Genomic DNA, 11,014 nt, shown 5'->3' on the forward strand with positions numbered 1-11,014 from the left:
TCAAAGCATGCGGCTGATGGTCTCGGACATCTCGACCGGTGGTCCGGGAGACACGCATTCAGTATTGCGCTGGAGAACACCGCGACGTCAACTTAGAGGGACCGGGCAGACCTTTCAAGGCCCGGCACGCCGCGCGCCGGGCGTCGCTGTCCTGCCGACAGGACAGCGACGCCGCTGGGTCCGGAATTTTCCCTGGGCCGTTCAAAGCACTGGTAGCGTCGGACAACTTGGAGCCATACCGTGGGCGAGCTCGCCGAAAGGGTGAATGCCGGATGTTCGTTCCCAGCCACTATCGCGCACCTGATGGTTCGTGGATGGTCGACCTGATCCGCAACAATCCATTGGGACTGGCTGTGAGCAACGGCAGTCCTGAGGACGGCCCGTTCGCCACACATCTGCCCGTGATTCAGGACCCGCAGATGACCGGCGAATGGTCCGCCGACCTGTCGGGGGGCACCCTGCTGGGGCACATGAACCGCGCCAATCCCCACTGGAAGGCGCTTGAGACAGGCAGCGTCATCCTACTGACATTCACCGGCCCGCATGCCTACGTCTCGCCGACGGTCTACGAGAAGACGCCGGCCGCTCCGACGTGGAATTTCACCTCGGTGCATGTGCACGGCGTGGTGGAGAAAATCGAAGGGATCGAGAAGACGCTGGAAGTGGTGAAGTCCACCGTGCGGGCCTTCGAGGACGGGTTCGGCACCGACTGGGACATGACTGAATCGCTTGACTACTTCCGCAAGATCGTGCCCGCCGTGGGCGCGTTCCGGGTCTCGGTGACCGGGGCCGAGGGCATGTTCAAGCTCAGCCAGGAGCAGAAGCCCGAGGTCAGCGCCCTGGTGCGGGAGTCGTTCAGCGAGAGCCCGTGCACCCGCCACCGCGCGACGGCCGAGATGATGAGCCAGTTGCCCGCGAAGCGGGCCCGTTGACCTTCAGGGCCCGCACTCCGGGTGGAGTGCGGGCCCTGTGGCGGTGGCGGGTCCGGCGCGGACGCGGCTCCGCGTCCGATCGGGATCTCACGTGGTCAGGCGCTGATGCCGGCCTGTTCCTCGACCTCTTCCAGGGCCCGTTCGGCGGCGGTGTCCAGCGTCGCCAGCACCCACTGCTCGAAATCGATACCGGACTGCGCCGCGGCCTTGTGCCACCACTGGAGACGATTGCCGGGCACGGCGAGCCGCCGCACCGATTCGACCTGCTTCTCGTCCGGCGTCTCGTCCTCGCGCGCGACGCGGATGGCCGTGCGAAGCTGCTTGGTGGTCCACTTCATCTGCTCGGCACGGTCCAGCCATAATTCCTGCTCATCGACGGGCAGGGAGGCCAACTCGGCATGGTGCTGGAAGCTCAGCGCCGGGCGCCGCCGGTTGAATTCGAACCGGCGGGAGACCCACGCGTAGTTCCGCAGAGTCTGGTACTGCAACCCGGCGGCACGAATGCCCCGTTGATACCGGTCGGTGTAGTGATCCTTGCCGTACACGAGCCAGTCACCGAGCCACCATGAAGAGGAATTCACGATTCCGGAGAGCTGGCGTCCGGCCCGCTCCCAGTCCTCGAAGGTCAGCCCGGCCGGCATCTGCAGGCCCACGTTGGTCGTCAGCACCTGGCCGCGGCGCAGCTCGTCGCCGCCCCTCCGCTGCCGCGCCACCGCGTCCGGGTTCCTCCGGAACAGCACGACCTTCGAGCTGGTGTCGGGATCGCCGGCCTGATTGGTCATCATGCCTCCATGTGAATGTACATCGAACGGACGGTGGGCATCGGAGCCCGTGCCCGCACGGGAAGAAAAGCCATGGGATTTCTGGCAGCCATTTCCGGGATCCAGCGGCTCGGCGGCCTCCGGCATTCCGGTACGCAGTGGAGCTGTCCGGCACGGCCGGTCGGCTGGGCGAGAGCTCTCGCCGGCCGTCGCAGCCGTGCGCGCCCCATCAGTTCATGGCCGCACTTCAGTCAACTGACGGCTGAGTAGCGCGCAGAAGGCATTCAGTCGGCATCCGTACAGATGCGGATAGGTGTCTCAACAACTCGCCCCGTTCACCTCGAGCACACATCCCCCGTGTCAAGTCGGCCCCCGGCGGGCAGTCGCCCCCGGTGCCGAAGATCCAGATTCGAAGTGGTCCTCCAGTAGAGCCCGACAGCCGTTGGAGGTTCAAGGACGAGGCCGTCGCACGCCGCGACTTTTCGAAGTCCGAACAAGAGATCGTTAATACGGTGGCTGCCACCCCACAAATGGACTTCCAGATTCCATAGGATGCGCCGCACCGTGGCGCGCGGAGCTACAACTCCACACCCGCCATTGGAAGGCGGAACTCGGCCAACTACATCGTGAGGATGGCCCATTCCGCAAGGTGGCAAGGTGACGCAGGGCAGCACAAGGCCGCGTGCGCCGCCTGATCGCGGCACACGCGGCCTTGTGTCGTCTAGCCGACGGGCGGCGCGGTGAGCGGCCCCGACGGGGCGACCAGGTCGCTGGTGATGTCGGCGACCGCAGCACAGCCGGTGAGGGTCATGGCCAGGTCGAGGTCGGCCAGCAGGCACCGCAGGACGTGCTCGACGCCCCGCTGCCCGTCCAGTGCGAGCCCGTACAGATAGGGCCTGCCGTACAGGACCGCGTCCGCGCCCAGGGCGAGTGCCTTGACCACGTCGGTGCCCGTGCGGACACCGGAGTCCATCAGCACGGGGACGCCCTCCCCGACGGCGGCGCGCACCGCCGGCAGGGCGTCCAACGCGGCCACGCCGCCGTCCAGCTGGCGCCCGCCGTGGTTGGAGACGACCACGCCGTCCGCGCCGGACGCCAGCGCCCTGCGGGCGTCGTCCGGGTGCTGGATGCCCTTGATGAGGATCGGCAGCTTCGTCCGCTCGCGCAGCCAGGGCAGGTCGTCCCACGTGAGCGTGGGGTTGGCGGAGATCTTGGCCCAGTGCAGGACGGCCGCCGTGCCGTCGGAGCCCTCGGGCAGTTGGGACCGGAACGCCGGGTCGCTGGTGAAGTTGGCGATCCCCTCGCCGTGCACGAACGGCAGGTACGCGGTGTCGAGATCCGACGGCCGGTAGCCGAAGGTCGGATTGTCCACCGTGACGACGATCGCCGTGTAGCCGGCCGCCTCGACCCGGCGGACGAGGGACTCGGCGACCTCCCGGTCGTTCGGCCAGTACAGCTGGAACCAGCGGGGCTGGGAACCGGCCGCCGCGGCCACGTCCTCCATGGAGTGGGAGGAGAAGGAGGACAGGACGAACGGCACGCCCGCCTCCGCCGCGCCGCGGACCGCGGCCAGCTCGCCCTCCTGGTGCGCCACCGTCTGCGCGGCCACCGGCGCCAGCAGCACCGGCGCCTCGAGACGCTGGCCGAGGACGGACACCGACAGGTCGCGCCGGTCGACGCCCCGCCACATGCGCGGCAGGAGCCGCCACCGGTCGAACGCCTCGCGGTTGGCGCGCCCGGTCGCGCCGGTGCCCGCGTTGCCCGCCACGTACGCGTGCGCGTGCGGGGTCATCACCACGCGGGCCGCGTCCTCCAGCGTCGTCAGGTCGGTGGAGAGCGCCGGCCTGCGGCCGCCGAGCCCGGCCAGATAGATGTCGCGCACGAACTCGGAGCGGGCGGGCGGCACCGCCGTGTCCCCGTCCTCCCGCGGCTCTTCGCGTGCTTCGCGGATGTAGCGGGTGAGGAGCGGCGCGGCTCCCGAGTCCCGTTCGGTCAGGGAGAAGTGGCCGCCCGGCAGCACCTCCAGGCCGTGGTCGCCCGTGGTGTGCCGCGCCCAGTCCCGCATCTGCTCGACGCTGTTCTTGGGGTCCGCGTCCGCGAGCAGCACGGTGATGGGCGCCGCCAGGACCGCGTCGTCCGCGCAGTGGTAGCCGCGCAGCGGGCGGTGGTCGGCGCGCAGCAGGCGCAGCACCTCGCGCAGGATGTCGGGGTCCTTCAGCAGTGGTTCGGGGACGCCGCCCAGGCGGCGCAGCTCGGCGACGATCTCGTCGTCGCCGAGGTCGTCCAGGTCGGGCTCCTCCCAGTCCTGCGAGGGGGGCCGGGCGGCCGAGACGAACAGCCGGGCCACCGTGCCGCGTTCCTCCAGGAGACGGGCCGTCTCGAAGGCCACGAGGGCCCCCATGCTGTGGCCGAGGAGGAACAGCGGCCGGTCGGCGTATCCGGCGAGGGCCTGTGCCACGCCGGACGCCAGCGTCGCGATGTCCTCGGCGCAGGGCTCGGCGCGCCGCTCCTGCCTGCCGGGGTACTGGACGGCGAGCAGCTCGATGTCGTCCGGCAGCGCGGCCGACAGCGCGGTGAAGGCGTTCGCGGCGCCCCCCGCGTGCGGGAAGCACACCAGCCGCGCGGTGCCGTGCTCCCTGGCGTGGAAGGTGCGGATCCACTGGGCGGCGCGGACCGGCGCCTGGGCGGCGCCGGTCGGCCGGGTGGTGCGGTCGGCCGGTGCGGCGGCCTCGGTGTCGGTCATGCCCACGTTGTCTCGTCCTCCGCGGTAGAGCCCAGTTTGGCCAGCAGGTCGCGCAGTCGGTCGGTCACGGTGCCGCGCAGGGCGTCGTTGAGGGACGCGTCGGCGACCGCGGCTTCGAGCTTGGTGATCTCGGCGAGCAGGGCCAGGGCGGTGTCAGCGTCGCCCCCGTCGGCGTCCTGCTGCTCCTCCCTCAGATGATCCACCAGATCGGCCGGTGTCGGCCAGTCGTAGATGAAGGTGGCCGGCAGCCGGATACCGGTGGCCGTGGCGAGGCGGTTGCGCAGTTCCACGGCGGTCAGCGAGTCGAACCCGATCTGGTCGAAGACGCTGTCCGGGTCGATCGCCGTGCCCGACGCGTGTCCGAGGACCGCCGCGACCTCGTGCAGCACCAGGTCCAGGAGACGGTCGCCGGTCCCGGGGCCGTCGCCGGCCGCGCTGTCGCCCGCCGCGCCGTCCGTCCCCGCGCCGGGGCCGGCGGCCGGCGCCGCGGTGGCGGGCACGAGGGCCTTGAGGAGCGCGGGGAGGGTGCCGCCTGCGCTCTGGGCGCGCAGGCCGTCGAGGTCCCAGCTCACGGCCACGGCCACGGCCTGGTCGCGGCGGACCGCGGCGTCCAGCAGGCCGAGCCCCTGACCGGCGGTCAGCGGTGCCACGCCGAGGCGCCCCATGCGGGCGATGTCCGTGTCGGTCAGGCCGGTGCCCATGCCGCCGGTCCCCTCCCACAAGCCCCACACCAGCGAGACGCCGGGCCGGCCCGTCGAGCGCCGGTACTCCATCAGGCCGTCGAGGAAGGCGTTCCCGGCGGCGTAGCCGCCCTGCCCGGCGGAGCCGAGCGTTCCGGCGAGCGAGGAGAAGGCGACGAACGCGGAGAGGCCGAGAGACTCGGTCAGGTCGTGCAGGTTCAGCGCCGCGTCGACCTTGGGGCGCAGGGTCCGGTCGAGCTTCTCGGGTGTCAGGGACGCCAGCACGCCGTCGTCCAGGACGCCCGCCGCGTGGACGACGCCGCCGACGCGGACGCCGTCGCGGGCCAGCTGGTCCAGGGCGGCGGCCAGCGCGTCCCGGTCGGCCGCGTCGCAGGCCACGGTGTGCACCTCCGCGCCCAGGCCGCGCAGGTCGGCGATGTCCCGTGCCGCGTCCTCGCCGGGCGCGCCACGGCCCATCAGGACCAGCTGCCGTACGCCATGCCGGTCCACCAGGTGCCGGGCGACCAGCCGCCCCAGCCAGCCGAGGCCGCCGGTGATCAGCACGGCCCGGGTGGTGTCCCACAGCTCGTCGTCGGCGGCCAGGTCCAGCACGACCTTGCCGATGTGCCGGGCCTCGCCCAGGTACCGGAACGCGTCCGGAGCGCGGCGGATGTCCCACGCCGAGACCGGCGGCGCCTGGAGCGCGCCCCGCTCGAACAGGTCCAGCAGGGTGGTGAGCATCTCCTGGATGCGGTCGGGGCCCGGTTCGCGTACGTCGTAGGCCTGGTAGGAGACGCCCGAGTGCCGCGCCGCCACCTCGGCGGGGTCGCGCCGGTCGGTCTTGCCCATCTCCAGGAACCGGCCGCCGCGCGGCAGCAGCCGCAGCGACGCGTCGGCGTACTCCCCCGCGAGGGAGTTGAGCACCACGTCGACGCCCGCGCCGCCGGTGCTGTCGAGGAACCGCCGCTCGAAGTCGAGGGTCCTGGAGGAGGCGATGCGCTCGTCGGGCAGGCCGGCGGCGCGCAGCGCGTCCCACTTGGCGGGTCCGGCGGTGGCGTACACCTCGGCTCCCAGGTGGCGGGCGATCTGCAGGGCCGCGGTCCCGACGCCGCCGGCCGCCGCGTGCACCAGCACCGACTCGCCCGCGCGCAGCCCCGCCAGGTCCACCAGGCCGTAGTAGGCGGTCAGATAGGTCACGGGGACCGCCGCCGCCTGGCGGAACGACCAGCCCTCGGGGATCGGGCACGCCAGCCGGCGGTCGGTCACCGAGACCGGTCCGATACCGGAGAACAGGCCCATCACGCGGTCGCCGGGCCGCAGGTCGGTCACGCCGGGGCCGACCTCGAGGACGACGCCGGCGCCCTCGCCGCCCTGCCCCGCCTCGGCCGCGTTGGCGTCCACCGAGGGCGGGATCACACCGAGGGCGAGCAGGACGTCGCGGAAGTTCAGCCCCGCCGCCCGCATCCGCACCCGGATCTGACCGGGCGCCAGGGGTGCGTCCGCCTCCGGCCAGGGCTCCAGGGACAGGTTCGCGAAGGACTCCTTGGCGACGTAGTCCAGCCGCCAGTGCGGGGCGTCGGCCGGCGGGCGCAGCGTCGCGTCCGGGTTCGACGCGGTGAGGACCGGGCGGTACGCGGTGCCGCCGCGCAGGACGAGCTGCGGCTCTCCGGTGGCCAGCGCGGCCGCCAGGGCGTCGCGGGAGCCGGGCGTACCGTCGACGTCGATCAGCGCGAAGCGGTCCGAGTGCTCCGCCAGGGCGGCGCGCAGCAGGCCCCATACGGCGCGGTGGGAGAGCTCGGCGGTGTGCTGCTCGCCGTCCACGGCGACCGCGTCGCGGGTGAGCACCACGAGCCGGGTGCGCGCCAACCGCTCGTCGGCCAGGAGGAACTGGGCGGCGGTCAGGACGTGCCGCAGGGCCTCGCGCACGGCGTCGGCGTCCGTCCCGGCTCCCGGCGGCGGGACCGGGCAGGACAGCAGGACGGCGTCGGGCGCTTCCTCGCCCACCTCGAGCGCGTCGGTGAGAGCGGCCTGGTCGCGGTAGGAGTGCGCGGCCGTGCCGAGGAGCTCCTGGCCCGGGTCCGCCGACGCCTCGTCGCCGTGCCGGCCGAGCAGCGCCCAGCGGCCGGTCGCCGGCGCGGGCAGTTCGGGCATCGGCTCCCAGGACGGCAGGTACAGGCCGTCACGCTCGTCGCCGGCGGTGCCGCCGGCGGGGATCGGGCGCAGCGCCAGCGAGCCGATCGAGGCCACCGGCTTGCCCGTGAGGTCCGCCACGTCCACGGCCACCGCGTTCGGGCCCGCGGGCGCGAGGCGGACACGGACGCCGGTGCCGGCGGTGCCGTGAGTGCGCGCCCGGGACCAGGCGTACGGCAGCATCCCCCGGCCGCTCTCGCCGCCGTCACCGGTCGGACCGCCCAGGTCGATCGGGTGCAGCGCCGCGTCCAGCAGCGCCGGGTGCAGCGGGTAGCCGCCGGTGCCCGGCTGCCCCTCGGCGGGCAGCGCCACCTCGGCGAAGAGCTCCTGTCCGCGCCGCCACACCGCCTGGACGCCGCGGAACACCGGTCCGTAGACGAGTCCCTTCGCGGCGAGGCCGGTGTAGAGGTCGGCGGTGGCCACGGAGACGGGTTCGGCGTCCCGGGGCGGCCAGGTCGCCAGGTCGGCCGCCGGGTCGGCGCCCTCCCGCGCGGCCGTGCCGTGGGCGTTGCGTGTCCAGTCCTGCGGCTCGGTGCCGTCCGCGCGACGGGAGTGGACGGTGACGGCCCGGCCGCCGGAGGCGTCGGCGGCCGCGACGAACACCCGCAGCTGGATCTCGGTGTCCTCCGGAACGGCCAGCGGGGCCTCCAGGACGAGCTCCTCCACCAGGTCGCAGCCCGCCTCGCGGGCGGCGCGCGCCGCCAGGTCCAGCAGGGCGGTGCCCGGCACCAGCACCTGGCCCGCCACCCGGTGGTCGGCGAGCCACGGGTGCGTCGCGAGGGACAGCCGCCCGGTCAGCAGCAGCCCCTCCGGCTCCGGCAGTTCGGCGACCGCCGTCAGGGTCGGGTGGTCCAGCGCGCCGAGCCCGGCCGCGCGCACGTCGCCGGAGGACCGCGGGCGCTCCAGCCAGTAGGCGCGGTGCTGGAACGCGTAGGTCGGCAGCTCGATCCGCCGGGCGCCCTGGCCCGCGAAGACCGCGGCCCAGTCGACGTCGCCGCCGCAGGCGTGCGTCCGGGAGAGGGCGGTCAGCAGCGCCTCGGGCTCCGGGGTCCGCCGCCGCAGCGCCGGGATCAGCTGGTGGCCTGCGCGGGGGAGACGCCCGCGGCCCGCCTCATCGGCGAGGCAGTCGGCGGCCATCGCGGTGAGGTCGCCGGCGGGCCCCATCTCCAGGAACCGGACGCAGCCCAGCTCCGCGAGGCTGTGCACGCCGTCCTGGAAGCGGACCGCTTCGCGCGCGTGGCGGACCCAGTACGCGGGGTCGGCGAGCTCCGCCGGCTCCACGGGCCGCCCGGTCAGGTCCGAGACCACCGTGAGCCGGGGCTCGTGGAAGGTCAGGCTGGCCGCGACGGCTCGCAGCTCCTTGAGCGCGGGCTCCATCAGCGGCGAGTGGAAGGCGTGGCTGACCCGCAGCCAGGTGGCCTTCCCGCCGGCCGCCTCGAATCCTTCGACGGCGGCGGCGAGCGCGTCCCGGTCGCCGGAGAGCACGGTGGCGGCGGGCCCGTTGACAGCGGCCAGCGAGATCCGGTCCTCGTAACCGGCCAGCAGCCCGGCGGCCTCCTCCTCGGAGGCGCGCAGCGCCACCATCGCGCCGCCGGACGGCAGTTGCTGCATGACCCGGCCCCGGGTCGCGGCCAGCGCGGCGGCGTCCTCGAGCGAGAGGACCCCCGCGACGTGTACGGCGGCCAGGGCTCCGACGGAGTGCCCGAGAACCGCGTCGGGCCGGATTCCCCAGGACTCGAAGAGGCGGTACAGGGCGACTTCGCACGCGAAGAGCGCGGGCTGGGTGTACTCGGTACGGTTCAGGAGCTCGGCCTCGGCCGAGTCCTCGGGCGCGAAGACCACCTCCCGCAGCGGCCTGTCCAGGTGGGCGTCCACGGCCGCGCACACGGCGTCGAAGGCCGAGGCGTACGCGGGGAACGCCCCGTACAGCTCCCGTCCCATTCCGGGCCGCTGTGAGCCCTGCCCGGCGAAGAGGAACGCGGTCCTGCCCTCGGCCGCCGTGCCACGGACCACGTCCGGGCCCGGGGTGCCGTCGGCCAACGCGCGCAGGCCCTCCAGGAGACCCTCCCGGTCCGCGGCGAGCAGCACCGCGCGGTGCGCGAGGTGGCCGCGGGTGGTGGCCAGGGAGAGGCCGAGGTCGGCGGGGCTCGCGGGGGCGGCGGACTCCTCGGCGGTCAGGTGGCGGTGGAGCCGGTCGGCCTGCTCGCGCAGGGCGGGCTCGCTGCTCGCGGACAGCACCTGCGGTACGGCCGGCAGCGGCGCCGACGGCTCCACCACGGCCGGGGGTTCGAGCTCGGGGGCCTGCTCCAGGATGACGTGGGCGTTGGTGCCGCTGATGCCGAACGAGGACACGGCGGCCCGCCGCGGCCGGTCGCCGGCGGGCCACGGCGTCGCCTCGGTCAGGAGCGCCAGCGCGCCGCTCGACCAGTCCACGTGCGGGGTGGCCTCGTCCGCGTGCAGGGTCTTGGGGAGGACGCCGTGCCGCATCGCCATCACCATCTTGATGATGCCGCCGGCTCCGGCCGCCGCCTGGGTGTGCCCGATGTTGGACTTCAACGACCCCAGGTACAGCGGTCGTTCGGTGTCGCGGCCGCGCCCGTAGGTGGCCAGCAGCGCCTGGGCCTCGATGGGGTCGCCCAGGGGGGTGCCCGTGCCGTGCGCCTCCACCGCGTCGACGTCGGCGGCGGTGATCTTGGCCGCGGCCAGCGCCGCCTTGATCAGGTGTTCCTGGGCGGGGCCGTTGGGCGAGGTCAGGCCGTTGCTGGCACCGTCCTGGTTGACGGCGCTGCCGCGGATCACCGCCAGTACGGGGTGGCCGAGGCGGCGGGCGTCCGAGAGGCGCTCCACCAGCAGCAGCCCCGCGCCCTCGGACCAGCCGGTGCCGTCCGCGGACGCCGCGAAGGACTTGCAGCGGCCGTCCGAGGCCAGCCCGCGCTGGCGGCTGAACTCCACGAAGGGCGTCGGGGTCGCCATGACCGTCGCGCCGCCCGCCAGGGCCAGCGAGCACTCGCCCCGCCGCAGCGACGCGCAGGCCAGGTGCAGGGCCACCAGCGACGAGGAGCAGGCCGTGTCGACGGTGATGGCGGGGCCCTCGAGACCGAAGGTGTAGGCGACGCGCCCGGACGCCACGCTGCCGGCGCTCCCGGTGCCCAGATATCCCTCGTAGCCCTCCGGGGCGGGCGACAGCCGCGAGGCGTAGTCGTCGTACATGGTGCCCACGAAGACGCCGGTGCGGCTGCCGCGCAGGGACGCCGGGTCGAGGCCGGCGTACTCGAAGGCCTCCCAGGCGGTCTCCAGCAGCAGCCGCTGCTGGGGGTCGATCGCGTACGCCTCGCGCGGCGAGACGCCGAAGAACTCGGCGTCGAACCGGGCGGCGTCGTGCAGGAAACCGCCTTCCTTGGCGTACGAGGTGCCCGGGACGTCGGGGTCCGGGTCGTACAGGCCCGCAAGGTCCCAGCCGCGGTCGGCGGGGAACGGGCCGACCGCGTCCACCTCGTCGGCGACCAGCCGCCACAGGTCCTGCGGGGAGCCGACTCCACCGGGGTAGCGGCAGGCCATCGCGACGATCGCGATCGGTTCGTCCTCGCGTTCCGAGAGGCGGGCGTTGACGGCTTTGAGCCGCTCGTTCTCCTTCAGCGCGGCCCGCAACGCGTCGACGACTTGCTGGGGGGTTGTGGACGCCATCGTGTCTCTCTCCGTACTTCCCTG

General features: G+C 73.6%; 4 protein-coding genes. 1 reads left to right on the forward strand and 3 read right to left on the reverse strand.

Annotated elements, in window-relative coordinates; all coding sequences use genetic code 11:
* The first annotated feature begins 272 nt into the window (after nucleotides 1-272).
* Nucleotides 273-932 (forward strand): FMN-binding negative transcriptional regulator, encoded by a 660-nt coding sequence (locus ACQUSR_RS09965; RefSeq protein WP_431042202.1) that lies wholly within the window; start codon nucleotides 273-275, stop codon nucleotides 930-932.
* 95 nt (nucleotides 933-1,027) lie between these two features.
* Here ACQUSR_RS09965 and ACQUSR_RS09970 read toward each other — a convergent pair whose 3' ends face one another.
* The 3 genes from ACQUSR_RS09970 to ACQUSR_RS09980 all read right to left on the reverse strand — a co-directional run bounded on the left by ACQUSR_RS09970 (nucleotide 1,028) and on the right by ACQUSR_RS09980 (nucleotide 10,954).
* Nucleotides 1,028-1,840: an LmbU family transcriptional regulator gene (locus ACQUSR_RS09970; RefSeq protein WP_431042203.1), complete on the reverse strand. Its 813-nt coding sequence runs from the start codon at nucleotides 1,838-1,840 to the stop codon at nucleotides 1,028-1,030.
* Nucleotides 1,841-2,414: 574 nt separating this feature from the next.
* Nucleotides 2,415-4,436: an alpha-hydroxy-acid oxidizing protein gene (locus ACQUSR_RS09975; protein ID WP_431042204.1), complete on the reverse strand. Its 2,022-nt coding sequence runs from the start codon at nucleotides 4,434-4,436 to the stop codon at nucleotides 2,415-2,417.
* Nucleotides 4,433-10,954: a type I polyketide synthase gene (locus ACQUSR_RS09980; protein ID WP_431047479.1), complete on the reverse strand. Its 6,522-nt coding sequence runs from the start codon at nucleotides 10,952-10,954 to the stop codon at nucleotides 4,433-4,435. The genes ACQUSR_RS09975 and ACQUSR_RS09980 overlap by 4 nt, the downstream gene beginning before the upstream one ends.
* Between the last annotated feature and the right edge of the window lie 60 nt (nucleotides 10,955-11,014).

The sequence above is a fragment of the Streptomyces sp. P1-3 genome (assembly GCF_050613155.1).
Classification (GTDB): domain Bacteria; phylum Actinomycetota; class Actinomycetes; order Streptomycetales; family Streptomycetaceae; genus Streptomyces.

Excerpts from the sequence above, each read along its gene's own strand:
- ACQUSR_RS09970 (WP_431042203.1), bottom strand. The coding sequence starts at position 1,840 with ATGCCGGAGGCCGCCGAGCCGCTGGATCCCGGAAATGGCTGCCAGAAA.
- ACQUSR_RS09965 (WP_431042202.1), top strand. The coding sequence starts at position 273 with ATGTTCGTTCCCAGCCACTATCGCGCACCTGATGGTTCGTGGATGGTC.
- ACQUSR_RS09975 (WP_431042204.1), bottom strand. The coding sequence starts at position 4,436 with ATGACCGACACCGAGGCCGCCGCACCGGCCGACCGCACCACCCGGCCG.